The 26945-nt window shown below is 69.6% G+C and carries 24 protein-coding genes; 12 read left to right on the top strand and 12 right to left on the bottom strand.

From position 1 onward, the window contains the following. Positions 1–12: 12 nt before the first annotated feature. Positions 13–1065 (bottom strand): pirin family protein, encoded by a 1053-nt coding sequence (locus PFX91_RS13935; protein WP_285731950.1) that lies wholly within the window; start codon positions 1063–1065, stop codon positions 13–15. Positions 1066–1641: 576 nt separating this feature from the next. Continuing rightward, a complete protein-coding gene (locus tag PFX91_RS13930; protein WP_285731949.1) occupies positions 1642–2751 on the bottom strand; it encodes an NAD(P)-dependent alcohol dehydrogenase in 1110 nt (369 codons plus the stop codon). Between the two features lie 388 nt (positions 2752–3139). Between PFX91_RS13930 and PFX91_RS13925 the strand changes: the two genes are divergently transcribed. Then, positions 3140–3679 (top strand): class IV adenylate cyclase, encoded by a 540-nt coding sequence (locus tag PFX91_RS13925; RefSeq protein ID WP_285731948.1) that lies wholly within the window; start codon positions 3140–3142, stop codon positions 3677–3679. A gap of 83 nt (positions 3680–3762) precedes the next feature. On the opposite strand, the gene PFX91_RS13920 is transcribed toward PFX91_RS13925, so the two are convergent. Next, complete coding sequence (locus PFX91_RS13920; RefSeq protein WP_285731947.1) at positions 3763–4710, bottom strand: serine/threonine kinase; 948 nt, start codon at positions 4708–4710, stop codon at positions 3763–3765. 756 nt (positions 4711–5466) lie between these two features. Between PFX91_RS13920 and PFX91_RS13915 the strand changes: the two genes are divergently transcribed. From PFX91_RS13915 to PFX91_RS13895, 5 genes are all read left to right on the top strand, one after another. Beyond that, positions 5467–6897, top strand: coding sequence for a family 2B encapsulin nanocompartment shell protein (locus tag PFX91_RS13915; protein ID WP_285731946.1), 1431 nt, complete (start codon positions 5467–5469; stop codon positions 6895–6897). Between the two features lie 123 nt (positions 6898–7020). Continuing rightward, positions 7021–8412: a family 2B encapsulin nanocompartment shell protein gene (locus PFX91_RS13910; RefSeq protein WP_285731945.1), complete on the top strand. Its 1392-nt coding sequence runs from the start codon at positions 7021–7023 to the stop codon at positions 8410–8412. Between the two features lie 8 nt (positions 8413–8420). Continuing rightward, positions 8421–9458, top strand: coding sequence for a family 2 encapsulin nanocompartment cargo protein polyprenyl transferase (locus tag PFX91_RS13905; RefSeq protein ID WP_285731944.1), 1038 nt, complete (start codon positions 8421–8423; stop codon positions 9456–9458). Between the two features lie 14 nt (positions 9459–9472). Beyond that, complete coding sequence (locus PFX91_RS13900; RefSeq protein ID WP_285731943.1) at positions 9473–10744, top strand: 4-hydroxy-3-methylbut-2-enyl diphosphate reductase; 1272 nt, start codon at positions 9473–9475, stop codon at positions 10742–10744. Positions 10745–10830: 86 nt separating this feature from the next. Continuing rightward, positions 10831–13092 carry a terpene synthase family protein gene (locus PFX91_RS13895; RefSeq protein ID WP_285731942.1) on the top strand — a complete coding sequence of 754 codons (2262 nt, stop codon included), beginning with the start codon at positions 10831–10833 and terminating at the stop codon, positions 13090–13092. Between the two features lie 23 nt (positions 13093–13115). Here the strand turns inward: PFX91_RS13895 and PFX91_RS13890 are convergent, their stop codons facing one another. Beyond that, entirely contained in the window at positions 13116–14483 is a 1368-nt protein-coding gene (locus PFX91_RS13890) for an MFS transporter (RefSeq protein ID WP_285731941.1), read from the bottom strand. Positions 14484–15042: 559 nt separating this feature from the next. Between PFX91_RS13890 and PFX91_RS13885 the strand changes: the two genes are divergently transcribed. Beyond that, on the top strand, positions 15043–15201 hold the full coding sequence (locus tag PFX91_RS13885; RefSeq protein ID WP_285732019.1) for a DoxX family protein: 159 nt from the start codon (positions 15043–15045) through the stop codon (positions 15199–15201). Between the two features lie 56 nt (positions 15202–15257). Here PFX91_RS13885 and PFX91_RS13880 read toward each other — a convergent pair whose 3' ends face one another. Further along, positions 15258–15821, bottom strand: a complete 564-nt coding sequence (locus PFX91_RS13880) for a hypothetical protein (protein WP_285732018.1) — start codon at positions 15819–15821, stop codon at positions 15258–15260. 5 nt (positions 15822–15826) lie between these two features. Next, on the bottom strand, positions 15827–17167 hold the full coding sequence (locus tag PFX91_RS13875; RefSeq protein WP_285731940.1) for an MFS transporter: 1341 nt from the start codon (positions 17165–17167) through the stop codon (positions 15827–15829). A gap of 70 nt (positions 17168–17237) precedes the next feature. On the opposite strand from PFX91_RS13875, the gene PFX91_RS13870 reads away from it, so the two are divergent. Together PFX91_RS13870 and PFX91_RS13865 are read left to right on the top strand one after the other, a co-directional pair. Then, on the top strand, positions 17238–18233 hold the full coding sequence (locus PFX91_RS13870; protein WP_285731939.1) for a GlxA family transcriptional regulator: 996 nt from the start codon (positions 17238–17240) through the stop codon (positions 18231–18233). Positions 18234–18414: 181 nt separating this feature from the next. Further along, positions 18415–19332 (top strand): polysaccharide lyase, encoded by a 918-nt coding sequence (locus PFX91_RS13865; RefSeq protein ID WP_285731938.1) that lies wholly within the window; start codon positions 18415–18417, stop codon positions 19330–19332. A 36-nt stretch (positions 19333–19368) separates the two neighbouring features. Here PFX91_RS13865 and PFX91_RS13860 read toward each other — a convergent pair whose 3' ends face one another. The 4 genes from PFX91_RS13860 to PFX91_RS13845 all read right to left on the bottom strand — a co-directional run bounded on the left by PFX91_RS13860 (position 19369) and on the right by PFX91_RS13845 (position 21936). Further along, complete coding sequence (locus tag PFX91_RS13860) at positions 19369–20037, bottom strand: YdcF family protein (RefSeq protein ID WP_285731937.1); 669 nt, start codon at positions 20035–20037, stop codon at positions 19369–19371. Positions 20038–20095: 58 nt separating this feature from the next. Continuing rightward, positions 20096–20692, bottom strand: coding sequence for an HD domain-containing protein (locus PFX91_RS13855; protein WP_285731936.1), 597 nt, complete (start codon positions 20690–20692; stop codon positions 20096–20098). A gap of 49 nt (positions 20693–20741) precedes the next feature. Beyond that, the gene (locus PFX91_RS13850) at positions 20742–21176 is read right to left on the bottom strand and encodes a hypothetical protein (RefSeq protein WP_285731935.1); all 435 of its coding nucleotides are present in this window, start codon (positions 21174–21176) and stop codon (positions 20742–20744) included. A gap of 91 nt (positions 21177–21267) precedes the next feature. Beyond that, complete coding sequence (locus tag PFX91_RS13845; RefSeq protein ID WP_285731934.1) at positions 21268–21936, bottom strand: lysoplasmalogenase; 669 nt, start codon at positions 21934–21936, stop codon at positions 21268–21270. Positions 21937–22521: 585 nt separating this feature from the next. Here PFX91_RS13845 and PFX91_RS13840 point away from each other — a divergent pair. Continuing rightward, the gene (locus PFX91_RS13840) at positions 22522–23604 is read left to right on the top strand and encodes a type I restriction enzyme HsdR N-terminal domain-containing protein (RefSeq protein ID WP_285731933.1); all 1083 of its coding nucleotides are present in this window, start codon (positions 22522–22524) and stop codon (positions 23602–23604) included. A gap of 257 nt (positions 23605–23861) precedes the next feature. Here PFX91_RS13840 and PFX91_RS13835 read toward each other — a convergent pair whose 3' ends face one another. Beyond that, positions 23862–24419 carry a dihydrofolate reductase family protein gene (locus tag PFX91_RS13835; RefSeq protein WP_285731932.1) on the bottom strand — a complete coding sequence of 186 codons (558 nt, stop codon included), beginning with the start codon at positions 24417–24419 and terminating at the stop codon, positions 23862–23864. A 215-nt stretch (positions 24420–24634) separates the two neighbouring features. Between PFX91_RS13835 and PFX91_RS13830 the strand changes: the two genes are divergently transcribed. Further along, the gene (locus PFX91_RS13830; protein ID WP_285731931.1) at positions 24635–25606 is read left to right on the top strand and encodes a peptidoglycan-binding protein; all 972 of its coding nucleotides are present in this window, start codon (positions 24635–24637) and stop codon (positions 25604–25606) included. Between the two features lie 158 nt (positions 25607–25764). Beyond that, positions 25765–26124 carry an MmcQ/YjbR family DNA-binding protein gene (locus PFX91_RS13825; RefSeq protein WP_285731930.1) on the top strand — a complete coding sequence of 120 codons (360 nt, stop codon included), beginning with the start codon at positions 25765–25767 and terminating at the stop codon, positions 26122–26124. 142 nt (positions 26125–26266) lie between these two features. On the opposite strand, the gene PFX91_RS13820 is transcribed toward PFX91_RS13825, so the two are convergent. Further along, entirely contained in the window at positions 26267–26935 is a 669-nt protein-coding gene (locus tag PFX91_RS13820) for an enoyl-CoA hydratase-related protein (RefSeq protein WP_285731929.1), read from the bottom strand. Positions 26936–26945 lie beyond the last annotated feature (10 nt).

Below are 26945 nucleotides of genomic sequence, written 5' to 3'. Positions count from 1 at the left end.
CCGCAGGACCGGTCAGTCCTGGAATCGTGCGTGGGGCGGCGGGTTCTTCCTCGGACGTATCCGCACCGGCGGCAGCTCCGGGGCGGGGAGCCGGTCCATCCCCTCACGGTTCCTTCCGGGGCCGCCGTGGCCCACGTAGCCCTCGACGCGCCCGAACCGCTCGCCGTGGTCCTGCCACTCCTGCCGGTACCGCCGGATCTCCTCCATCGAGCGGCCCAGGAAGTTCCACCACATGAGGACCTCCTCGGTGAAGGGCGCGCCTCCCAGGAACACGAGTCTGGCCGGTCCGTCGCCGCCGTTGGCGATCCGCAGGGTCCGATTGTCCACACCGGTGTAGCCCACGGCGTCCTTGGGCACGTGCACGCCTTCGAGGGTGACCGCCTCACCGGTGTCCACCAGCAGGCCGTGTTCGAACCCGGGGTCGACCGACAGGTCGAGGGTCCTGCCCGGTTCGAGTCCGATCTCGGCGCCCACCAGTGGCGTGTGCGTGCGCACCGGTGACCGCGAGCCGAGCAGGGAACCGAGGAACACCAGCGCGGACCCCCCGTCGAATTCCACGGGGTCGGGGACGAAGTTCTCGAATCGACGCTCGGGCCTGTGGCGTGCCTCCTCCGGAAGGGCGATCCACAACTGCACCCCGTGGAGTCGCTCGGTGCCGGGCGTGGAGGTCTCGGAGTGGCAGATGCCCGCACCCGCCGTCATCAGATTCATCTCTCCGGGGAGGACGTGGGCGCTGTGTCCACCGGAGTCGATGTGGGCGATGGTCCCCTCGAACAACCAACTGAGCGTCTGCAACCCTGTGTGCGGATGCGGGGCCACGTCCATTCCGCCGGTGGCCGTCACCTCGTCCGGTCCGTAGTGGTCGAGGAAGCACCACGCGCCGATCAACGAACGCTGTCGTTGCGGCAGGGTACGGCGCACGTTCATGGCGCGCGGCCCGCCCAGGGGCACGGCGCGGGCGGTGATGATCTCGACCGGAGCTCCGCCTTCGCGCTCGGCCCACGGCCCGGGCAGGCCGCCGTCGGCGCACACGTGGGTCTTCGGGTTCGCCTCGGGGTTGGTCATCGAGATGCCCCTTTCGTCGCGGACGTGGAGACGACGGTCGCGATGTCGACGCTCTCCCCGTGAGGGCCGAGGGGTACGGGAGCCTCGAAACCTCGCCCGTCCACGGTCCAACGTACGCGCTCCGCCTCGCGAACGTTCCTTCGCGCTCGCGTGTGAGGAAGCACCGAACGGTCGGTGCCGCTCAGGGCCCGTCGTTGGTCGTGATCACCGGACGCACCGGCGACCCGCGTCCCTCGACCGCGGGCACCGGTGGTCGCTCTGGGCTCCGGTGGCGGTTCTTCGAGGGGACGAATCGGTGCGGGAGCCTGTGACGGCCACGCCCACCGAGGCGGGCGGGCCCCGGCCGTTCCCGGCACGGACGGGGGAGGCCCGCGCCGGGGCCGTCGCCTGCGTCGACCCTGGAGTGAGGGGCCGGTCGGCCCGCCTCGGACGCGCGCCACCGACAGGGGGACCGCCAGGGCCGCACCACCCACCACCGGTGCCCGAAGAGGAGCCCTCCACGGCTCGGCACCGGGAGCGAGCCGTGGAGGGGTTCGGGAGGCGCGAGGCGATCATCGCCGCCGCACGCCCCGCTGGTCAGAAGACGACGACCGGCTTGACCGTCGTGCCGGAGGCCGAGTCGGCGAAGCCCTGGTTGATCTCCTTCAGGTCGTAGCGGCGCATGAGCTTCTCGATCGGGAATCGGCCCTGTTTCCAGAGGTGGATCATCCGGGGGACGAAGACCTGCGGTACCGAACTGCCCTGGACCACGGTCTTGAAGGTCCAGCCCTTGATCAACGACTCACCGATCTCGAACGTGGCCTCGGTGCCCGCCGGAGAGGCTCCGACCAGCGCCACCGTGCCCCGCACGCCGAGCGAGTCGGCGGCGGCGTGCAGCAGTTCCGGTCGTCCGGTGGTGTCGACGACGTGGTCGAGCCCCCGACCGTCGGTGATCTCGGACAACCGGGTGGTGATGTCCTCGGTGGTGGTGTTGATCGTGTGCGTGGCGCCCAGCTCGCGCGCCGTCTCAAGGCGTGAGTCGTGGATGTCGACGGCGACGATGGTGGCGCAGTCGGCGACCTTGGCGGCCATGACGGCGGCGCTGCCGACCGCGCCGGTGCCGAAGACGGCCAGGGAGGAGGCGATCTCGGGGCGTAGTTCGTTGAGGATGGTCCCGGCCCCCGTGTTGAAACCACAACCCAGAGGGCCGAGGTATTCCAAAGGGATGTCGGGGTCGACCTTGACGATCGACTCCTCCACGACGTTGGTGAACGTGGAGAAGGACGACTGTCCGAAGAAGTGGGACGAGACGGTCTCCCCGTTCGAGCGAAAGGCGGTGCTGCCGTCGAGGCGCCGACCACCGAAGTCGGCGGCGAAGAGGTTCTCACAGTAGGCCATCTGCCCGCGGCGGCACCGGGTGCAGCGCCCGCAGTAGGCCGCGGCGAGGACGACGTGGTCACCGGGCCGGACCGTGGTGATGGAGTCGCCGACGGCCTCGACCACGCCGGCGCCCTCGTGGCCCAGGACGGCGGGGAGAGGAGTCGGGTAGACACCGTCGCGGACCACGGCGTCGGTGTGACAGACACCCGTCGCCACGAGGCGGACGCGCGCCTCGTCGTGTCGGGGCTCGTCGAGTTCGAGCTCCTCGATGGTGAACGGGTCTCCTTGGGTGCGGGCGACTGCCGCCGTGACCTGCATGGGACTCATCTCCTCCGTGGGTGGAGTCGCCGGATCGCGTGCCCCCTGCCGGACCGCTCTGTCGCGGGTCCGTGGCCGGGAGGCCGAGCCGGCCGAGCGTGCGAGGCGTTCGTACCGCCCTGTCGGTCGTTGTGGCTGGTCGGCGGTGGTTTATCGGGGCGACTACCCATCGGCGCCCGAGGAAACGCCGTCCTGGCCTCCCACTTTTGCGCGCGGTGTGCGCACCCGTGCCCGGGCGGGGCCGAACACGGCTCCCGGGGGCGCGGGTACCGTCCGACGGGTGCCGGGCGGCCCCCCGAGCAGGACCGAGGAGCCGAATTCTCGGTATCCGCGCTGCTCACGGCGTGCTCTCGGTACGCTCCCGGAGTCGGTGGTGTCGAGGTCGGAGAGGTTTGTGATGCGGGAGATCGAGACGAAGTACCGGGTGGCGGACCTGGAGGAGTTGGTGGCGGCGCTCACGACCGCCGGAGTGGAGTTGGGCGACCCGGTCTTCCAGGACGACCAGGCCTACGCCCCCGCGGGGTGGAGGCCCACGATGGGCAGGGTCGGACACACCTTCGTCCGCCTGCGAGGGTTGGACGGCGGTGTGCACGTGTTCACGACCAAGACCCCGTTGTCCAACGCCATGGAGTGCGCCGAGTACGAGACGACCGTGGTGGATCGGGAACAGATGCACGGCGCGATCCTGGCGATGGGGTTCGAACCGACCGTGCGCATCGTCAAGCACCGTCGTGCCGGCAGGGCCGGGCGGGTCGGGGTGTGCGTGGACCTGGTCGAGGGGTTGGGCGTCTTCCTCGAACTGGAGTTGGTCGTGGACGACGACCGCGACGCTCTGGTCGTGCAGGCCGAACTGGACGCCTGGGCGCGCGGACTGGGGGTGGGGCTGGAACGCACCACCTCCACCTATGACGCCCTGGTGGGAGTGGCGTCGGTCTGAGGTCCCACCGTCCCGGGTGGGCGAACCCCGACCTCCACCGGTGGTGTTTCGGCCCCGGGTCGGGCCCGGGGCCGAAGTGGCGGTCAGGCCCTGCGCCAGCGGAACCTGCTGTCCTCGGCGGTGGTCGTGCACTGCATGAGGGTGCCCGCGGTGGTGTACCCGTACTGCCAGTGCTGGGAGCAGAACGCCCCCGGGTGCACTCCCTGGACATGGGACGGAGCCTCCGGCTCCGGTTCGGGCTGGGGCTCGGGTTCGGGTTCGGGTTGTGGAGCCGGTTCGGGCTGCGGGGCGGGCTCGGGTCGTGGCTCGGGGGCGGGTTCGGGTTCGGGGCGTGGGTCCCCGATCTCGTCGGGGCATTCCTCGGTGGATTCGACGACGTGCAGCCTCAGGACGAGGTCGTCCTCGTAGGGCGCCGTCTTCTTCGCCTTCCCGGGGGACTGGGCGCACACCAGGTGGGCGTCGGCCTCGTCGAGCTCGGGGTCGTCGACGTCGCCGAAGGCGGCCGACACCTCCACACCGGCGATGCCCGCGGTCTCGGCCCACTCGCGCGCCTTGGAGACCTCCTCGTCCACGAAACCGGGCAGGGTCGGCCACTCCTGCGCGGCCTCGGGCTCGTCGGGGCAGTCGGTGCCCTCCGGTGCGACGCCCAGGTCGACGACGGCGTCGTCGGTCTCCTGGAAGCACACCAGCATCGCCGAGCGGTTCCACGCCGGGTCGTCGCCGGCCGCGGCGAGCACGATCTCGCCCAGGGCGAAGTCGGAGTCGTCGATCTCTCCTTCGGCCTCCGTCAGGTCGAGGCCGACCAGATCGGGTGCGGTGGGGGTCGGTGACGCGGTGGGGGAGGGCGACGGGGTGGCCGCCACCGATTCGGCCTCCGTGTCCGGTGGGCCGAGAAGGGCGCCGATGAACAGCAGGAACAGGAAGCCGGCCATGGAAATGGACGCGCACCCCCCGCAGCCGATGCCGATCTTCGCGCCGAGGGACAGGCCCGGCTTCGGTTCCGCCGGGAGGGGAGGCTGGGGAATGGTCATGGATACTCCAGGATCCACGGAAGGCAAGGCGGACGAGCACCAGGAATCTGGAGTGCGGGCTGGTGCGTGTGAGCTGTGCGAAGCTGCCGTACCAGTGTTCTGTCCGCTTTGTTGGTGAAGTGTGGATTTGCGCCTATCGTGACGTGAAGGTTATGGGGATCGTCGGCGCGCGGGGGCGGGCAGAGCTCTCCGAGAGGACCCTTTCCTCCAGGTCAGGGTGCTTTTGTGCCCCTGTGTCCCTTCCCGGATGTGGACCCTTCGGGGGTCGAGGAGGCATCGTCGCCAGGTCTTTCTCCTGGCGGAGGGCCGCAGGTCGGCACTCAGGCCTCTCGGTCCTGACGCGCGCCGGGGGGCGGGTTTGCAGGCCTGACGTCACGGATCTTCGGGGATGTCCGCAAAGAGAAGGGGTAAGGCTCTGCGATCACCGTGCGGAAAGTCGCTATTCCGGCATTTTCGTGCATTTTCCTGCGAGGGTCGAGTGGTCTTTCTCTACGCTCATATGCTTCTGTCATATTTGAGGGGAGAATGGAGGAATGTTATCGCCGTGTCCGGTCCGTGTCGTGTCCTGGTGTGAAAACAAGGCGTGCGGGTAGGCCTGCGTGAATACGCTGAATCGATCCGTTTTCTAAAAAACCACATTTTCATTGCCAGAGGTCCCGCACCTGTGGTCTCTTTGGTGAGGGTCGGAGGCCGGGGCCCCTCGAGAAGACTCCTTCTCCCGGCGCCGGCATCACGTGCATTCACTGCGTTCGGAAAATGGTGGTGTTCTCGGTGACGGAAACGGTCGAGTCGAACCCTGCGCTGCGGAGCGGGCAGCAGCAGATGAGTCTGGGGACGTCGGCGGCGCGCAATCTTGCGACGACGACGAAGTCGTCTCCTCAGATGCAGGGGATCACGTCGCGGTGGTTGTTGCGGATGTTGCCGTGGGTGCAGGCGCGGGGTGGTGCCTATCGGGTGAACCGTCGTCTGGTGTACACGGTGGGTGATGGCCGTGTGACGTGTGTGAACACCGGTGCTCGGGTGAGTGTGGTGCCGGAGGAGTTGCGGGAGCTTCCGGTGTTGCGGGACTTCGGTGACGACGCGGTGTTGGAGGCGTTGGCGGCGCGTTTCGAGCAGCGGGAGTTCGGTCCGGGGGAGGTGATCGTGGAGGCGGGGCGGCCTCGGGACGGGGTGTACGTCCTGGCGCACGGCCGTGTGGAGCGGCATGGTCGGGGCAAGTACGGCGACGACATCGTCCTGGACGTCCTCGCGGGTGGAAGCCACTTCGGCGGCGAGGTCCTGGCCGGCGCCGAGGAGCCCTGGGACTTCACCGCCAAGACCGTCACCCGCTGCACGGTGCTCGTGCTCTCCCCCCAGGCGTTGGGAGGGCTGGACGGGCAGGCCGAGGCCCTGCGCGAGCACGCCCGCAACGTCCAGGACCGGCTCCAGGAGACGGAGGAGGGGACGGGCGAGGCCGCCATCGAGCTGGCCGCCGGTCACGTGGGCGAGCCCATGATCCCGGGGACGTTCGTGGACTATGAGCGTGAGCCGCGTGAGTACGAGCTGAGCGTGGCGCAGACGGTGCTGCGGGTGCACACCCGGGTGGCGGATCTGTACAACGAGCCGATGAACCAGGTGGAGCAGCAGCTCCGGTTGACCATCGAGGCCCTGCGGGAGCGCCAGGAGCACGAGATGATCAACAACCGCGACTTCGGGTTGTTGCACAACGCCTCCTTCGACCAGCGCATCCAGCCCCGGAGCGGACCGCCCACCCCCGACGACCTCGACCAGCTCATGGCCACGGTGTGGAAGGAACCGAGCTTCCTGCTGGCCCACCCGCGCACCATCGCCGCCTTCGGACGCGAGTGCAGCCGCCGCGGCATCTACCCCCAGAGCATCGACATGTCCGGGCACAAGGTCCCCTCCTGGCGGGGTGTGCCCCTCCTGCCCTGCAACAAGATCCCCGTCACCAAGGCCCGCACCAGCTCGATCCTGCTCATGCGCACCGGTGAGAAGAACCGCGGCGTCATCGGCCTGCACCAGACCGGCATCCCCGACGAGTACGAACCCGGGCTCTCCGTGCGCTTCATGGGGATCAACGAGCAGGCGATCATCTCCTACCTGGTCAGCACCTACTACTCCGCGGCCGTCCTGGTGCCCGACGCACTGGGAATCCTGGAGGACGTCGAGCTCGGACGGGAGGACTGACCAGACTCCCCCCACCGCGGATCCGGTGCGGCCTCCCCCCGCACCGGATCCGCAGACCGGGCCGCCCCAGCCCCCGGGGCGGCCCTCCATCCACGGCACCCAGCAGGATCGGCGGCTCTTGCCATGACAACGAACACCGACACTCCTCTTCCCCCCTCCGCCCCGCTCAGTCTGGGGACGTCGGCGGCGCGCAATCTCGCGACGACGACGAAGTCGTCTCCTCAGATGCAGGGGATCACGTCGCGGTGGTTGTTGCGGATGTTGCCGTGGGTGCAGGCGCGGGGTGGTGCCTATCGGGTGAACCGTCGTCTGGTGTACACGGTGGGTGATGGCCGTGTGACGTGTGTGAACACCGGTGCTCGGGTGAGTGTGGTGCCGGAGGAGTTGCGGGAGCTTCCGGTGTTGCGGGACTTCGGTGACGACGCGGTGTTGGAGGCGTTGGCGGCGCGTTTCGAGCAGCGGGAGTTCGGTCCGGGGGAGGTGATCGTGGAGGCGGGGCGGCCTCGGGACGGGGTGTACGTCCTGGCGCACGGCCGTGTGGAGCGGCATGGTCGGGGCAAGTACGGCGACGACATCGTCCTCGGGGTCATGGCCGACGGGGAGTTCTTCGGCTCCGAAGCGCTCCGGGGCCCCGGGGACTGGGAGCACACCTTCCGCGCCCTCACCCCGTGCATCGTCATGGTCCTTCCCGAGCAGGCGGCCGAAGGCGCGGTCCGCGACTCCGAGGCGTTGCGCGCCCACGTCCGCGACCGGCCCCTCGCCCCCGGACCCCACAACAGGCACGGTGAGGCGGAGATCGCCCTGTCCTCGGGGCACTCCGGCGAACCGGTGCTGCCGGGGACGTTCGTGGACTATGAGCGTGAGCCGCGTGAGTACGAGCTGAGTGTGGCGCAGACGGTGCTGCGGGTGCACACCCGGGTGGCGGATCTGTACAACGAGCCGATGAACCAGGTGGAGCAGCAGCTCCGGTTGACCATCGAGGCCCTGCGGGAGCGCCAGGAGCACGAGATGATCAACAACCGCGACTTCGGGTTGTTGCACAACGCCTCCTTCGACCAGCGCATCCAGCCCCGGAGCGGACCGCCCACCCCCGACGACCTCGACGAACTCCTCTCGCGTCGGCGCGGAACACGCTTCCTGCTGGCACACTCCCAGGCCATCGCCGCCTTCGGACGCGAGTGCAACCGCCGCGGCCTCACCCCCGAACCGGTCGAGGTCGAGGGACGCACCATGACGGCCTGGCGGGGTGTGCCCCTCCTGCCCTGCGACAAGATCCCCGTCACCGGGGCCCGCACCACCTCCGTGCTGGCCCTGCGTACCGGCGAGAAGGCCCACGGCGTCGTCGGCCTGAACCAGACCGGCATCCCCGACGAGTACGAACCCGGACTGAACGTCCGCTTCATGGGCCTCAACGAGCAGGCCGTCGCCTCCTACCTGGTCAGCACCTACTACTCCGCGGCCGTCCTGGTGCCCGACGCACTGGGGGTCCTGGAGAACGTCGACATCACGCGTTGAGGAGACACATGTCCATCACCGAGGACGCCACGCGAGGCCACCGGCCGGACGAGGTCCTGACCCGCAACCGCGCTCTGTTCGAACCGGCGCTGCGCGCCGCCGTCGAGGGACTGCCTCCGGCCGTGAGCTCCGTCGCCGCCTACCACTTCGGCTGGCGCGACCAGAACGGCGCCCCCGACGACGCCGTGTCCGGCAAGGCGATCCGCCCCGCGCTGGCGCTGTTGGCCGCCGAGGCGGTGGGCGCGCCGCCCTCCTCCGCGCTGCCGGGAGCGGTGGCCGTGGAACTGGTGCACAACTTCTCCCTCCTGCACGACGACGTCATGGACGGCGACACCACCCGTCGCCACCGGCCCACCGCCTGGGTCGTCTTCGGGGCCGACGCGGCCATCCTCACCGGCAACGCCCTGCTCACCCTGGCCCTGGACGTGCTCGCCGCGAGCGGTCACGCCGCGGCCAGGGACGGCCTGCGCATGCTCAGCGCCGCGGTGCTGGCCCTGATCAACGGACAACGGGCCGACCTGGACTTCGAGCACCGGCGGGACGTGGCCCTGGAGGAGTGCGTGCGCATGGCCGAGGGCAAGACCAGCGCCCTGCTGGGGTGCGCCTGCGCGATCGGGGCCGCCTTCGGGGGCGGAGGCGACCGTGTGGAGCCCCTGGGCGAGTTCGGCAGATCCTTCGGGACGGCCTTCCAGCACGTCGACGATCTCCTGGGCATCTGGGGGAGTCCCCACATCACCGGCAAACCGGTCTACTCCGACCTGCGCAGCAGGAAGAAGTCCCTGCCCGTGGTGGCGGCACTGAACTCCGACACCCCCGCCGGACGGGAGTTGGCCGACCTCTACCTCCGTGACGGCGAGCTCTCCGAGGCCGAGGTCGCCCGCGCCGCGCGACTGGTCGACGCCGCCGGAGGGCGCGGCTGGAGCCAGAACCAGGCCGACACGTTGTTGGAACGCGCCTTGGACGCGCTCCACTCCATCGACCCCGTGCCCGGGCCCGCGAGGGAACTCGGCGCCCTCGCCCGGTTCGCCGTCCACCGCACCCATTGACCCAGGGAGGTCCCATGCCCATCACACAGGCGACCGGCACCGCGTACACCACCGGTCCCTTGGAACACGGCACCGTGCTGGTGGCCGACACGCTGCTGCGCCCGGACGGGACGCACCTGCCCTGCCCCGCCGCGGCCTTGGTCGAGGGACAGGTGCGCAGACGCGGCGCGCGCACCCTGCGCGGACCCCTCCGGGAGGGGCCGACCTCCGCCGCACCACCAGGAGCGGGCGCAGGCCCGGCCGTGCTGCTGCACGTCGACGAAGGAGAGGTCGCCTTCGGGGCGGCCGCGTACGACGACCACGGGTCGACCGCGGCACGGGCGGCCGTCGAGGACTGGGCCTCGGCCGCGGGGCGCCCCCGCACCCTCCTGCTCGCCGCGCCGCGCTCGTTCTGTGCCGGGGTGGAGCGGGCCGTGGAGATCGTCGAACGCGCCCTGGAACAGCGAGGCGCCCCGGTCCACGTGCGCAAACAGATCGTGCACAACCGGCACGTGGTGGCGGAACTCGAACGCAGGGGCGCGGTGTTCGTCGACGAGCTCGACGCCGTCCCCGACGGGGCCACGGTCGTGTTCTCCGCCCACGGGGTCTCCCCGACGGTACGCGCCGAGGCGCGGCGACGCGGACTCGACGTGATCGACGCGACCTGCCCCTTGGTCACCAAGGTCCACAACGAGGCCCGCCGGTTCGCCGCACGCGGCGACACCGTCGTACTGGTGGGACACGCTGGCCATGAGGAGGTCGAGGGCACCCTGAGCCAGGCCCCGGACCGCACCGTCCTGGTGCAGACCCCCGAGGAGGCGAAGAGGCTGCGGGTGCAAGACGCCGAACGGGTCTCCTACCTCACCCAGACCACCCTGGCCGTGGACGAGACCACCGAGGTGATCCAGGCCCTGCGCGCCCGTTTCCCCGCCCTGCGCGGGCCCGGGTCCGACGACATCTGTTACGCGACCACCAACCGTCAGGAGGCGTTGGCGCGGATCGCGGGGGAGGCCGACCTGGTCCTCGTCGTGGGGTCGGACAACTCCTCCAACTCCCAGCGCCTGGTGGAACTCGCCCGGCGCCACGGTACACGCGCCCACCTCATCGACGAAGCACGCGACATCCGTCCCACCTGGTTGGAGGGGGTGTCCACGGTCGGTCTCACCGCGGGCGCCTCCGCACCGCACCACCTCGTGGAGGAGGTCGTCGCGGCACTGGCGGGGCTGGGGCCGGTGACCGTGACCGAACACCGGACCGCCCGCGAGACGGTGCGCTTCACCCTGCCGTCGCAGGTCCGCAGCCCCTGACCCGCCACCGGGCCCCGGCGCGCGACCGATGGACGCGGCCGGGGCCGGACGAACACGACCGTCGGCCGACCGGAACAGGCTTTCCCATGCAAGCGTTCGAACTGCCCCACTTCTACCTGCCGCATCCCGCCAGGCTCAACCCGCACCTGGAGCGCGCCCGCGAGCACAGCATGGACTGGGCCCGCAGGATGGGCATGCTCGACACCCCCGCCCCCAGGGGCGGACTCGTGTGGGACGAGGCCACCCTGGCGGGGATGGACTACGCGTTGATGTGCGCCTACACCCATCCCGACTGCGACGGGCCCACCCTGGACCTGGTCACCGACTGGTACGTGTGGGTGTTCTTCTTCGACGACCACTTCCTGGAGCAGTACAAGTACTCTCGTGACTTCGCCGGCGCGCGGACCTTCCTGGACCGCCTGGAGGAGTTCATGACCGAGGACGGCGAGCGGCCACGGGAACCGGACAACCCCGCCGAGGCGGGCCTGGCCGACCTGTGGCGGCGTACCGTGCCGTCGATGTCGGCGGACTGGCGGCGGCGCTTCACCCTCAGCACCCACAACCTCATGGTCGAGTCCATGTGGGAGTTGGACAACATCGAACGCGACCGGGTGGCCAACCCGATCGAGTACATCCAGATGAGGCGTCGGGTCGGTGGGGCGCCGTGGTCGGCCAACCTCGTGGAGGTCGCCGTGGGCGCGGAGCTGCCCGACAGGCTGGCCGAGACACGACCCATGAGGGTGCTGGCCGACACCTTCTCCGACGCGGTGCACCTGCGCAACGACCTGTTCTCCTACCAGCGCGAGGTCCAGGAGGAGGGGGAGAACTCCAACGCGGTGCTCGTCTTCGAACGGTTCTTCGGCCGCCCCGCGCAGGAGGCCGCTGAACTCGTCAACGACCTGCTCACCTCGCGCCTGGTGCAGTTCGAGGACACCGCGTTGGGCGAGGTGCCCGCGCTGCTCGCCGAACACTCCGCGGCCCCCCACGAGCAGGCCGGGGTCGCCGCCTACGTCAGGGGTCTTCAGGACTGGCAGGCGGGCGGGCACGAGTGGCACGCACGCTCCAACCGGTACATGAACCAGGGCGCGACCGAACCGGCCGGAGGGCTCGCCGGCCCCACGGGTCTGGGCACGTCGGCCTCCCGTCCGGCCGTGGCCGCCCTCGCCCCCGGGGTGCGTCGGCGCTCACGGCAGCACCTCCAGGAGGTGCTGCGGCCCGTCGGCCCCCTGGAACTGCCCGACCTGTACATGCCGTTCCCCTTCCGTACCAACCCGCACATCGACGCGGCTCGCGCCTACGCCGTGGACTGGGCGCGGCGGATGGGGTTCTTCGACTCACTGCCCGGCGTGGAGATCGCCGGGGTGTGGAACGAACGTCAGTTCATCGGCCTGGACCTGGCCCACTGCGCCGCCATGATCCACGCCGACGCGAGCTACGAGCAGCTGTGCGTCTCCTCCGACTGGTTGGCCTGGGGCACCTACGGCGACGACTTCTTCCCCCTGGTGTTCGGGACCACGCGCAACGCGGCGGCGGCCAGACTCTGCAACGAACGGTTCCCGGCCTTCATGCCGCTCGACCTCGGTCCCACCCCGGAACCGACCAACCCGATGGAACGTGGCCTGGCCGATCTGTGGCGCCGCACCGCGGGACCCATGAACCCCGCCGCCCGTGCCGAGTTCCGCACCGCGGTGCGGGACATGACCACCAGCTGGCTCTGGGAACTCGACAACCAGGCCCACCACCGCGTGCCCGACCCGGTCGACTACATCGAGATGCGCCGCATGACCTTCGGCTCGGACATGACGCGGAGCCTGGCCAAACTGACCGGCTTCGCCGACGTGCCCGCGGAGATCTTCCGGACACGGACCATGCGCGAGTTGGAGACCGCCGCCCAGGACTACGCCTGCTTCACCAACGACCTGTTCTCCTACCAGAAGGAGATCGAGTTCGAGGGGGAGGTGCACAACCTGGTCCTGGTCGTGGAGAACTTCCTCGATCTCGACCGTTTCACCGCCCGCGACGTCGTCGTGGACCTGATGCGCGCCCGCATGGAGCAGTTCGAGCACATCCTCGCCCACGAGATGCCGAGGCTCTTCGACGACTTCGACCTCGACGAGTCGGCCCGTGGGGCCCTGCTCCGCGACGCCGAGGGCATGAAGGAGTGGATGTCGGGGATCCTGGAATGGCACCGCAAGTGCGTCCGCTACACCGAGCGGGAGCAACGCCGCCTGCGCGCCCCCATCGACCCGCGTGAGGGCGTCCCCGTGGACCACGCCTGGAGCCCCTCGGGACTGGGCACCTCCGCCGCCCGTCTGGCCACCGTGTCGCGGACCCGGATCCCTTCCTGACCACCAGGGTGTCCCGTCGGGCGTCACGCCCGGTGGGACACCTCGGGCAGTCTGCCGCCGGCCACCACACCGACGACTCCCAAAGCGGCGAGGAAGAGCAGAGCCCACACGACCCCGGCCAGGGCCAGCAGCGAACTGATCCCGCCGACCACGAGCAGGACGACCCCCATCGCCGAGTTCGACACGGCCACGTAGGTGGTGCGCAGGTCGCCTTCGGCCATGTCCACGACATAGGTCTTGCGTCCCACCCGGACACCGGTGTGCATCAGGGTCAGCAGGAAGTAGCAGACGACGAACAGCAGGGACCCCCACGCGTTGTCGCCGGAGAACCCCGGTAGGGACACCACCAGCACCAGCACGAGGATGACGCCCGAGGCGGCTCCGGCCCCGGCCGCCATCAGCGTGCGGCTCGACCTGTCGGCGAACCGGCCGAACAGACGCCCGCCCAGCAGCGCGGCGACACCGGAGGCGATGACGTACCCGCCGAGTCCCGCCAGCCCCGAGGTCCCCGACTGCACGGACAGGGTGACCACGAACGGTGGGCTCAACGCCGACACCAGCAGAAGACCACGGACGGAGACGAAGTGCCGGAAGGAGCGGTCCTCACGCAGCAGCAGGTAGGTCCGCGCGAACCAGCCCCGCCGCCCTGGGGCCTCGCCGTCGTGATCCTCGGAGTCGTCGTCCGATTCGCCGGGGGCGTCGGTCGGCCCTCCCGCGCCGGCCGGCTCCCGGACACCGGAGTAGATCAGCGCCACGCCCACCCACAGCGCCGCGCCCGCGGCCAGCACCCAGGCGAGGCCGACGGGCGACAGGTCCTCTCCGCCGAACACACGGATGCCCAGTCCCAGTGTGATGGCCACGATCCCCGCCGCGGTGGTGGCCAGCCCGTTGATCTGGCCGCGTTCACCACCGGGGACGGTACGGCCCTGGACGTCCTTGGACGAGATCGACCCCAGGCACCGGCCCAGGGAGAACAGGGTCAGGGCGACCACGATGATCACACCGGCGGTCAGTCCCCGACCGAGGGCCGCGGTCGCCGCCATCACCGCCACCGACAGGGCCTGGACGAGGGCTCCGGTGACGAAGACCCACTTGCGGTACCGCACCCGCAGGATCAGTGGTGTCAGGAACGCCTGCGGCAGCATCGACCCGGACTCGCGGATGGGCACGAGCACACCGACCAACGCCGGAGGAACACCCAGGGCGTGGAACAGCCACGGCAGGACGGTCGAGGCGTTGACCGTCTGGTCTCCGGAGGACTGCAGGGCGCTGGCCGACACCAGGCGCAGGCCGTTGCGCGCGACGTTGCTCCGCACGCCCTCGGGCAGCGCCGCCTCCGTCTCCGGGTTGCGCTTGACGAGCGCCGAATAGATCCGCTCGGTCGGTTCCATGATCTCAACCTAGAAGGTCGACCGCGCCCTTGGCCCGGTCCGCCACTCCGGGCGGTGCGACAGCGGGGCACCTCACAGAACCCGGGTGCGTCGCGCTTTCACCGTTGTGCCCGTCCGACGGTCGACGACCGGGTGGAAGAGAATCGTGAACCCGAGGAAACAGCCGGCCCAAGCGCGCCGGTCCGGTGAGAACGCACGCGCACCCCTCGACGACGGTCGTCCGCCGCCCCTGCGCGCCTCATGTACAGGGTGATCGCCATCGCCGGAGGCGACCCCGACGACGCCGATCGATTCCCGCCCCCTTTCCCTGCGCGCCGATCGCGCCCGGCGGCCGAGGAGGCGCTCATGAACACCGTTCTCCGGGCCCTCGCCGTAGGCCGGGCGTCGACCTCCTCGGAACAGGCTCGAGGAAGCCGACACCGGCCGAAGGAGAGACCGACCACCGGCCCCATGACGGTCCGGGCCGAGGGCTTCTCATCCTGAATGCTCAAGCCGATCGGACCGCTGGAGGTCCTGGCGGTGGCGGGACCGGTCCTGCCCTCCGGAGGTCACCCGCGCCCTGGCTCCCCTGGCCGCGTTCGGACCGATCCTGGTCATGAGCGGCGCGAGCATCGTGCACGCCCGACTCAAGGAGGGCCGGGACGTGGTCGAGAACGTGGTGCTGCTCGTCCTGGCCGCCGTCGTGACCTGGGGTCGCCTCGGCCCCTACCCCTTCTGAGCGAGGAAGGTCCGAGCCGACTCCCCGGAAGACCGGATCCGGGCCTTCCTCGCACCTCACCCCACGTTCCGACCGGTCCTTTCCCCTGACCTTGGTCTGGTCGTTGCCCACAGGTGGCGTACCCAGGTCATCGCGACACCGCCGATGACGGCCGCGCACGCCACGAGGATGAACACGGAAAGGATCCACTCGCGGGAGCCGTCGGGGCCGTAGACGCGGTTGGACGCACCGACGTCCCCGGCCGGGATGGACGCGTCCTCTACGCAGGTGTCACGCCCCGCGGCGTGCAGGTAGACGCTGCGGGGCTCTTCTCCCGCGTCGCCGGTGAAGGTCCCGTTGCAGGTGCACGACTCGTGTCCGGGGTGTTGAACGCACGTGATGCTGGTCATGGTGAACACCCCCGGTGCGCCCTCGCCACGCGCCGCGCGCAGACCCTGCCCCAGCCCGGAGACCCCCACGTAGGCCACCAGGACCGCCAGGATCACCAGGACGACGGAGAACTGCGGTGACGGCCTTCGGGAGAGGGCGGCTCCGTGGACCTCTCCGGTCTCCACGCTGAGGGCTTCCTCGGGGGTGTTCGCTCCGACCCCCGACGGCTCCTCGTCGCCGGTGGCGCCCATGTCGATCACACCCCCTCCCGCTCGGCGCGGTTCCCCCCGTCGACGGACTCTTCCCCGGCCGCTGCGGACGGCCTTCTCCGGTCCTTCGCTCCGGGGAGGCGCAGGACCAGTAGTGCCGCGACTCCGCACAGGGCGGCGGCCAGGACCCACACCGACCCATAACCGCCGGTCACGTCCCGGGTGAACCCACCGAAGACCGCCATCGCGCCCGCTCCCACCTGGTGGACGGCGTTGGTCCACCCGAAGACGATGGCGCCGTCGGCACCGAAGAGCCGGTGACACAACAGAATGGTCGGGGGCACCGTCGCGACGTCGAGCAGACCGAACACGACGACGAAGGCCATCATGGCTGTTTCGGCGTTCGGGCCGAACAGAGCGGGCAGCACCGCCAGCAGGGCGCCCCGGCCCACGTAGTAGCAGACCAGGAGCGTGCGCGGGTCGATCCGGTCGGTGAACCACCCCGAGGCGATCGTTCCCACGAGGGAGAACACGCCGATCGTCGACACCAGGGCGGCGGCGACCGTGACGGCCATCCCGTGGTCCTGGGCGGCGGGTACGAAATGGGTCCACATGAGGCCGTTGGTGGTGGCGCCGCACATGGCGAACGCTCCCGCGAGGAGCCAGAACCGGCGACTGCGCACCGAGGAGTACAGGACCTCCACCGTTCGCCGCGCCGCGCCCCGGTCCGTTCTGGGCTTCTTCACGAAGACCGCGGAGCCGTAGGGGCGCTGACCCAGGTCGGCCGGGTGATCGCGCAGGACCAAGGCGACGAGGACGGCCATCACGCCGGCCGTCAGTGCCAGCGTCACGATGGCCGGGCGCCACCCGTGATGGTCGATGATCCAGGCCAGCGCGGGTAGGAACACCAGCTGGCCGAAGGCGCTGGCCCCCGTCAGAGTGCCGATGACCAGCCCTTTGCGCTCCACGAACCAATTGTTGGTGACAGTGGCGGCGAACGTCATCGCCAAAGACCCGGTGCCCGCGCCGATGAGCAGTCCCCAATACAGGGTGAGCTGCCAGGCGGCGGTCATGACGGTGGTCAACCCGGCGCCCACGACGATCACTCCCAGAGCCACCAGGGCGATGCGCCGGATGCCGAAACGGTCCATCAAGGCGGCGGCGAACGGGGCGATAAGGCCGTAGACGATCATGTTGAGCGAGGCCGCCACGCCGATCGACCCGCGGGACCAGGAGTATTCGGTGTGCAGGGGATCGGTCAGCAGTCCGGGCATCGCGGCGAAGGCAGCGGCCGCCACGATGGTCAGGCACGCGATCAGGGCGATCGGCCACGCGCGGTGGATCATGGTGGGTGCGGGTTTTGGTACAGAGGTGATGTCGTCGACCATGGCTCCAGAGTCCTGCGAGGGGCGTCTTCTTGGAAGTGTCCTGAAAGCCAACATGCGCAAGGATCAGGCCATGAGTGTTCTCACCCCTTCCGACCGCCACCGTGTGGCCGTCCTCGTCCGCCACGGCGTGCTGCCCATCGAGGTCGGCATCGTCCACCGTCTGTTCGGTCAAGCCCGCGGCGCCGGCGGAGAACCCCTTTACGAGGTCCTCACCTGTGCGCTGGAACCCGGCGAGATCCGGACCGATACCGACTTCACCATCAACGTCGAGCACGGTCCCGAGGCCCTCGACGAGGCGCGGACGGTCGTCCTGCCCGCGGCCGACGAGGACTATGTCGAGCGCCCGCACGATCCCCTCGACGAGGCACTGGCCTCGGCCCTCGCACGTCTTCGACCCGAGACACGTGTGGCCTCGATCTGCACCGGGGCGTTCGTGCTCGCCGCCGCCGGGCTACTGACCGGGTGCCGGGTGACCACCCACTGGAAGTCCGCAGGCTTCTTCCGCGCCATGTACCCCGACGTCGACCTGGACCCCGACGTGCTGTACACCGACAACGGGCGTGTACTGACCGCAGCGGGCGTCGCTTCCGGCATCGACCTGAGCCTGCACATGATCCGTACCGACCACGGCGCGGCCGTGGCCAACGAGGTGGCGCGCGGTACCGTCGTTCCGCCCCACCGCGACGGCGGTCAGGCCCAGTACATCCGTACCCCTGTGCCCTCGCCGGAACGGTCCGGCACGGGTCGTGCGCGGGTCTGGGCGCTGGAGCACCTGCATCTGCGACCGACCCTGGAGGAGATGGCCCGCTGTGAGTCGGTGAGCGTGCGCACCTTCACCCGCCGATTCCGTGAGGAGGTGGGGCTGTCCCCGGGCCGATGGATCACTCGGCAGCGCCTGGACCGGGCCCGTCAACTGTTGGAGGAGTCGGATCTGCCGGTGGACCGGATCGCGGACGAGGTCGGTTTCGGTACTGCGGAGTCGCTACGTCAGCACATGCACGCCGCACTCGGAGTCTCTCCCAGCGCCTACCGGCGCACTTTCCGGGGCGCCCCGCCCACGGCCTGACCCGACCGGTCGTCGGTTCCCTGTAGAGGTCGGTCGGGAGACCGGTGGGCCCCACGGGGAGGGGTCGTGGGGCGGATCGGACCGTGTCGTTCACCGGTCGTACCCGGTGAACGGGGAAAAGATGGTTTCGTCGCCGGTGCGGACATCAGAGGAAGGCCATACCGGCCCGTCCTCTTCTCCCGTGCCGACGGAAGGCAAGGCGCCCATGACGCTCAAGGCCCTGCTCGTCTCCCTACTACTGCTGATCGCGCAGGTCACGCTCCCCGCCGCCGCGGACACCGTCCCCTCCTCGGTCCTTCCCTCGCCCACCCACCGGTACAACGGCTTCGAACGTCCCGACGCGGGCATCGCCTACTCGCTGGCGGAGTGGGAGAGGGACGGATGGTACGCCCCCCGTGGGACGGGTCTGGCCGGGCGCACCCTCATCGACGACTCGGTCCCCGCCCGCAGCGGAGAGCAGTCGCTGCGCGTGCTCTACCCCAAGGGCGAGATCGGTGCGCGCGACTCCGGTGTGCTGGCGCCGTTCCGGCTCGACCCGGCGCGTGAGTACCACCTGTCCTTCTGGGCGCGCTTCGACGAGGACTTCAGTTGGGGGACCACGTCGTTCGGCGGGAAGCTGGGGGTGGGTCTGGCCGGGGGAGGGGCGTGCTCGGGCGGGCGGACCTGTGACGGAGGCAACGGCTTCACCTCCCGCATGATCTGGCGCCGAGGCGGCCAGGCGGCGGTGTACTACTACCACATGGACAAACAGGGGACCTACGGTGACCATGCGCTGCTGCGCGTGGACGGGGCCGATGTCCGCTACCCCCGGGGCGAGTGGGTGAACATCGTCCAGCGGCTCAGGGTCAACACCGTGACCGCCGGACGGGCCGACCCCAACGGCGAGATCGAGGTCTTCTACAACGGTGAGTCCGCCGCCCTGGTCACGGGTCTGCGCTTCGTCGACAACGACGACCTGGTGGACAAGGCCTACTTCTCGACCTTCTTCGGCGGCTCCACCGAGGGCTTCGCCCCGACCCACGACAGTTACGTCTGGTACGACGACCTGGAGGTCTCCACCTCGCGCTTCGACGTCTGCGGTGCTGTCGGCTGCCTGTGACCGTGGTGTGCCGGCCCGGGATCGTGGCCGGGAGGCTCAGGTCCGTATCAGACCCCGGTCGAACCCGGCGGCGACGAGTGAGTCGTAGGCGTCGCGTACTCGCGGCGGGACCTCCTGTGCGACGGCGAACCCGAGCCGGGGGTACTCCATCACCCGCTGGAGGTCGCCGACCATCGTGTCGATGACCCGTCGGGCGTCGCCGATGGCCTCGACGTAGTCGCCGAGCCCCGATGGTCGGGAGGCGCACACCGCCTCGACCTCGGGCCACAGCCTGCGGGTGGTGGCGAAGGCGCGCCGCTCCATGGAGGGCATGCTGACCAGGAGCACGGTGGTGGGGGCGAGGCCGGCCGCGGACAGGACCCCACGGGCCAAGGAGATGTTCTCGCCGGTGTTGGATGCCTCGGGCTCCAGCAGGACGGCGGAGTCGGGGACGCCGAGCTCCAGAGCGCGCTCGCGAAAGTGCACGGCCTCACCACGGGGGAACACCTCGGCGGTGGAAGGGCTGTTGCCTCCGGTGAACACCAGGACCGGAAAGAGTCCGGCGAGGTACAGCTCGGCGGCGTGCACCGCGACACCGATGTCGTCGCAGCCTAAGGCGATCGCCGCGTCGCAGGGCCGTAGCGGGTGGTGCATCCGGTGGAAGTCCCAGATCAGCTCGGCCTGCCGCCACCGCTCCGGGGTGAGGTCGTGCGCGTCGCCGGCCATGTGATGCTCCCTCGTGCACGGTCGGTCCGTCAAAGCGCCCGCTTCGACGGAGATCGGTTCAGATCAGGGCGTGACCGTGGGCGGCCACGAGCGGGCCCAGGTCGGGGACCCCCCAACGGGCGCGCAACTCCTTGAACCGGATGACCTTGTCCTCGCCGAAGCGTGCGACGGAGGCGGCGTAGGAGTCGGCGGAGAGGAACACCGGGGGAGTGCGTTTGCTGTGGAACGTGTCGGCGTACATGACCAGCTCCTCCTCCGCCGTCTCGGCCAGGTAGTCCCCCTCGGGGACGGGCAGCTTCTGCGTCCGGATGTCCTGGCGGGTCAGGCCCATACCGGTGTGGTGGGAGCAGAACCGGCACAGAGCCTCGGGCAGGCCCTCCTCGGTGAGGATCCGATGGCCGAGCACCCCGTGGCTCACGTAGCGGGCGTGGTCGAGCCGGCCCGAGGGGTCGTACAGGTGGTAGACCCCGATGTCGTGCAGCAGACATCCGGCCCGTACCAGGGCGCGGTCCAGTGTGGAGCAGGAGCGGTCGAGCAGCTGCTCGGCGATCGCGCACACGATCCGGCAGTGGGTGAAGACCAGGTCGAACGCCTCGCGGGTGGGGGCGTACCGCTCGTGCAGTGCGCGGATCTCTTCGTCACCGGGGATCACCATGCCTTCGACGGTAACCGGAACCGGGGCGCCCCAGGAGCGGAACGGACGTTCACGTGCCATGGAAGGACGTGAGGTCGACCTCGGGGGCGTCGGTGTACACCACGCCCCGTTCGGGCGCCAGGGGCGCCCCCGAGGCCGCGTCGGTGCAGTGGGCGTCGAACATCCGCGCCTCGTCCAGGGGCACCAGACGCCGGTCGGCGACCGTCCAGCCGCGGACCAGGGCGACGGGGGCGTCGGCCCCGTCGGTGAGGGTGGAGGAGGTCTGGTCGGTGAGACTGCGCAGCACCACGCCCGCGCCGCCCCCTCGGGAGAGTGCGGCGCACAGCCGTTCCACCACCGGAGGGTGCTCGACGTCCCAATCTCCATCCCGACGTTCGATCGCCGTGCTCATCGCGTACGGGGCGTGCAGGGTGAGGATGTGGCGATCGCCGGGCAGGTCGTCGAGGAGGGCGGACAGCAGGGCGCGGGCGCAGGAGGAGAGCATGCTCTGAGTATGCGCGCGCGGACACGGGCGGATCGGGTTTTCCACAGGCCCGTTCGCGGGTGAGGCCGGATCGAGGCGCGTGCGGCGGGGCTCAACCGAGGGTGCGGACGCGTCGCAGGACACCGAGGACGATGAGGGCCTGCGCCGTGATGTAGGTGGACATCACCCAGAAGCCGTCGTGGGGCATGGCGAACCCCGGGGCGAAGGCACGCAGGGCGATGAGGGCGTCGGAGACCAGGAACAGCGCTCCGCCGACCGCGGTCCAGGGACCGACCCCGGTGGCCATGACCGCCATCAGCCCCAGCACCAGGCCGTACAGCAGAACCGGCACCAGCAGGGCTTCGGCGTGCGGGGCGCACACCCACACCAGGGCGGACACGACACCGACGTAGGGCACCAGCAGCCATCTGCGGTGGTGGAGCGCGCTGTGGGCACGGTACGGCCAGAAGGCCGCCACGTACACCACCTGGGCGACCAGGAAACCGGCCACCATCAGCAGGAAGGCGAGGTCGCCCTCCGCCAGGGCGGGGAGGGAGTCGCCCAGCCAGGAGAAGAACAGGGCGACCAGCACGAGTTTCACCGGCCGTTGCCGAGGCCGACGGACGGCGGTGAGCACCACCAGGGCCAGGGCGGGCATGAGGAGGACCTGGGTCGGCCGTGACCAGGCGTCGGGACCCAGGAGCCGGATCACCAGGTGGGCGGCGGACAGGACGAGGAAGAGGACCGCGAGGGCGAGGACGAGTGGGCGCCGGGGGAGCATCCCGACATCATACGGACGTGCGCGGAGGGTCCCTGCGGGGAGGGAGGGCGACGTCTTCGAGAGGAGTTCCAGGCGCGAAGCGGAAAAGTGACATGGTTGGATCTGTTCACGAACCACCTGTGTTTGGTAGTTTCAATGACGCGTAACACGTTCTTGGTGATCAGGACGGTGGGGCGGGTCTCCGGGTTCACGTGATCCGGGGACTTTCCCCGGCCGGGTCTTTGGTCCCGTAAGGGGCGCAGAGTCCGTTGCTGTACATCGGAGGCGCATATGTTCACCCGGGCTCGCCCGGCCGGGGGTCGAGCCGCGACGGACGTCGTTCGTCGCCTTGGGCGTGGAGAGAGTCGGTCCTGGCGTGGGAAGGGGTGCCGGCGGTGGCGACGGGCCCAGGGGTGAGGTCCTTTCCGGTGCGCCGGGCGGTCCCGCTCCGCGGCGCGGGGAAGAGGGTGTCGGGCTCCCCTTGCGTGCGGTCGTCCGTCGAAATCCCTTTCGGATCTTTCTTCCGATAACGAATTCGTCGACCTCTGGATGCCGTGCATTTCCCTTTGTTAGGGTGCCCGGACCAGACCCGATAGAGGATGTGCTATGGAATTCGAGGAAAAGGTCTCCGCGCTCAGCTCCAAGGTGCAGAAGCAGCGCGAGATGACCCAGACCGAGGAGGCTGCGAAAAATGCTTTCGTCATGCCGTTTATCGCGACCGTTCTCGGGTGCGACGTCTTCGACCCGCGTGAGGTCGTTCCTGAATTCACTGCCGACGTCGGTGTGAAAAAGGGCGAGAAGGTCGACTACGCCATCATGCTCGACAACGAGGTGCAGATGCTGGTCGAGTGCAAGAAGGCGAACGGCGACCTGAGGATGGAGCACGCCTCCCAGCTCTACCGGTACTTCTCCGTCACCAACGCCAGGGTCGCGATTCTCACCAATGGTGTCGAATATCAGTTCTACACCGACCTCGACGCTCCGAACCGCATGGACTCCAAGCCCTTCATGGTGCTCGACCTCGGTGAGGTCGACGAGACTCTCCTGCCGGAGCTGCGCAAGCTGACCAAGGCCTCCTTCGACCTGGGCTCGGTGGTCGACGCGGCGGAGAAGCTCAAGTACCTCGGCGCCCTCAAGCGCACCCTCGCAGAACAGTTCCACGAACCCGACGACGAATGGGTGAAGTTCCTCGCCGGCCGTGTCTACGACAAGGCATTCACCAGGCGGGCCCGGGACCAGTTCACCCCTTTGGTCAAGGAGGCCGTCTCGTCCTTTCTCGACGACCAGGTCAACGTCCGACTGAAGAAGGCGCTGGAGTCCACACGCCCGCAGGCCGAGGCGGAGACGGTCAGCAGTGAACCGGTCGCGGAGGAGGACCTGGATCGGGGTACGGGGATCGAGACCACCCTGGAGGAACTGGAGGGTTACCAGGTCGTCAAGGCGATCGCGTGCAGCGAGGTCAAACCCCAGCGGATCACGCACCGTGACTCCAAGAGCTATTTCGCGGTCCTGCTGGACGACAACAACCGCAGGCCGATCGCGCGCCTGCACTTCAACGCCAAGTCCAAGAAGTACCTGGGCACCTTCGACGCCGACAAGAACGAGACCCGCCACCTGTTGAAGTCCATGGACGAGATCTACCTCCACGCCGAGAAGATCCGCGCGGCGGTACGCAGCCACCTGTCCTGAACTCCGCCGGGGCCTGAGGCCGAGCTCCCCGCCCCTCCCGGCCCGGCCCCCGCCGGCGACGGGGACGTGGCCGCCTCCGAACGCGGCCGATGACACCGTTCCCGACGGGCACGGTCGTGCCCGGGGCGGTTCAGGTGCGCCCGCACGCGAGCCGCCCGTGATACGAGGGGGAGGCCGCCGCGGCCTGGTCTCGGACGATTGCGCGGCCCGGTGCCGACCCCGGGCCGCCGGGCCTTCGGTGTCCGGGACGCTCGGGATCAGATCCGGTGGCGCAGGTACACCACCCCCGAGTCGAACGCACGGCTCTCCATCAGACGAAGGTCCAGGGGAGTGTCCAGGGCGGGGAAGAACGGCAGGCCGCCGCCCAGGACCACGGGGAAGACGAACATCCTGTACTCGTCGACCAGACCATGGCGTATGAGTTCGGCGGCCAGGGTGGGACCTCCCACCTCCATGTCACCGCTGACCTGCTCCTTGAGCCGGGCGACCTCCTCCGCGGCGTTCTCCCGGACCAGCCGACTGCTCCACTCGGCCCGTTCCAGGGTCCTGGAGAACACGATCCGGGGTGTGGCCCTCCAGACACGGGCGAAATCCACCTCGACCTCGGGGACGTCGGGCCCCTCCTCCACGGTGGGCCAGTAGGCGGCCATGAGTTCGTACAGCCGTCGGCCGTACAGGGAGGCGCCCAGTTCACGCGCCTGGTCGTTGACGAAACGGTGGACCTGTGCGTCGGGAAAGGACCAGTCGAGTCCGCCGTCGGGCGTTGCGACGTACCCGTCGAGCGAGACGAACATCGAATAGACGAGCTGTCCCATGGGTTCCTCCGAAGTGGTCGTCGAATCGGGACTCCTCCATGACCGACCGGCCCCGGGAGCCGAACTCATCGGCCCGGTCGGATGTCCTTGCCGGTGGCGAGGAACTACCGGATCACCACGACCCCCTAGGCAAGAAGGGATGATCCTCCTATCCTCCCCAATGAAGGAAACCTTCCCGTATTTCCCCCTGACCGGAACTTTCTTCTGGAGATCGCATGTGCGACACCTGCTCGGTCCCCGGATCCTCCCCGGAGGAAGCCGAGACATCCCCCAACCCCCTGTCCCGTCGAGTGCTCTTCGGCGCCGGAATCGGAGCGGCGATCGCCGTGGCCGGACTCGGCGGAAGCCCGGCCCACGCCGCCTCGGCGATGAACGGAGCGTGGTGCAACCCCGCTCTGGGCTACTTCCCCAACGGGGGACACTACGGCGCTCCCCGAGGGGGCGTCTCCCACGCGGGCCAGGACATCACCAACACCGCCGGCACGGCCGTCTACGCGGCCGCGGCCGGGACCGTGATCCGCAGAAGCTGGGGCGGTGGTCTGACCGGTCGTACGGGCAACGGCATCGTCATCTCCCACGGCGGCAACGTCTACACCTACTACGGCCACCTCAACGCCTACAGGGTCGCGCTCAACGCCAGGGTCTCGGCCGGACAACGCATCGGGGACATGGGCACCACCGGCAACGTCACCGGACCCCACCTGCACTTCGAGACCCACAGCGGAGGGCTGGGACGGACGGTCAACCCCGTGCCGTTCATGACGGCGCGCGGTGTCGACCTGGGCGGCGGATGGTCGCGGATCGACCCGGAGGCCAGAGGCGCCCGGGCCCGTTCCATCCAACACCTGATGAACCAGCGGGGGTACTCCCTGGTGGCCGACGGCTACTACGGCCCGGTGTCGGTGAACGCGGTCAAGTCCTTCCAGCGTTCCCAGGGACTGGTCGCCGACGGGCAGGTGGGGCCGCTGACCTGGCCGCGCCTGGTCTACTCGCTCCGTCAGGGGGTGGCCGACGGCTCACACGTTCGTGCTCTGCAAGTGGCGATGAACAAGCGAAGCGCCGGAGTGGTGGTCGACGGCAACTTCGGCCCGGTGATGAACTCCGCGGTCCGTACCTACCAGAGCGTGAACCGTCTGGTCGTCGATGGTCTGGCGGGAGCCGTCACCTGGCGGGCCCTGGTGGGCTGACCTCGCGCAGTGCCCGGGGCCTGTGACGGACCCCAAGGCCTCGCCGCACGGCCCCACGGGCCGTACGGCGAGGCCTCTGTCCGCCATGACCTGGGAACACGAGGAGGAGGACGGGGGAGTGCCTCCGCCTGTCAGTGGTGTGTGGTTGTCTTCTCCCCATGGCTGTGGAGATCGAGCGGTTCCTGCGGTTGGTCGGCGCGCTGCCGGAGTGCGAGCACAAGGAGTCGGAACGGTACACGACGTTCCGGGTGCGAGGCCGGCCCTTCGGCTACCTGTGGCCCGACACCGAGACCGTGGGGTTGAAGCAGACCCTGCTGGAGCAGACCGCCCTGGTGGCCGAACGTCCCGAGGTGTTCGAGGTGCAGTTCACCGCGGGCGGGTTCGGATGGGTGGTCGTCCACCTGGACGGGATCGAGTTGGACGAGCTCAGCGAACTCACCCTGGAGGCCTGGTACCTGACCGCACCCGAGGAGATGCTCACCGCCCCACCGACCCCGCTCTCCCTGATCCAGGCCTGACCGGCCCGTCGGTCGCCCCGCCGCGTCGCGGCGTGAGTGGTTTCGTGGTGCGGAGCGGCCCGCCCGGCTCACGGGCCGGGCGGGCCGCTCCGTCGACACCGGGACTCCACCGGTCGTGAGTCCGCGGGTGGGTTCGGGCGATTCAGATGACGGGATCGTCCTGCCGCAGCAGCTCCAGGGCGGGAGCGTACATGCGGGACTTGATGGTGCCCAGGGTGGCGGCGTCCTTGGCGGCCAGGGAACGGGCCAGTTCGACGGCGGTGGAGCGCACGGCGTCCTCGTCCACCGCATGGTCCACGATGCCTGCGGTGGCGGCGTCGTGGCCGCCGTAACGACGGGCGGTCACCATCGCCTCATGGGCGGTCCGCGGTGTCAGCCGGGCCTGGATGAGCGCGGACATGGCCGGGGTGAAGGGGATGTCGATGTCGGCCTCGGGCAGGCACCAGTAGCCCCTGTCGGCACGCATCACGCGCAGGTCGTGGGCAAGGGAGAACATCGCGCCGGCGGCGAAGGTGTGACCCTGAAGGGCCGCCACGGTGGGCATGGGCAGAGCCAACAGCCGCGCGAAGAGGTGATGGACGCTGACGACGTACTCCCTGTGCCGGTCGGGGTTGGCCATCAGCCACTCCAGGTCCAGGCCGTTGGAGTAGAACTTGCCGGTGGCGGCCGTGACCAGGGCGCGGGACCCCTGTACCTGCTCGGCCTCGTCCAGGGCGGTGTTGACCGAGGCGATCCAGTCGGGGTGGAAACGGTTCTCTCCGTCGCCCAGTTCCAGAACGAGGACCTCGTCGTGGCGTTCGAGCAGTGGCATGGGCACTCCT

It is taken from the genome of Nocardiopsis sp. ATB16-24 (genome assembly GCF_030271535.1).
GTDB lineage: Bacteria > Actinomycetota > Actinomycetes > Streptosporangiales > Streptosporangiaceae > Nocardiopsis.
Note: the sequence above shows the minus strand (reverse complement) of the source record. Positions and strands in the feature narration are given on the sequence as shown.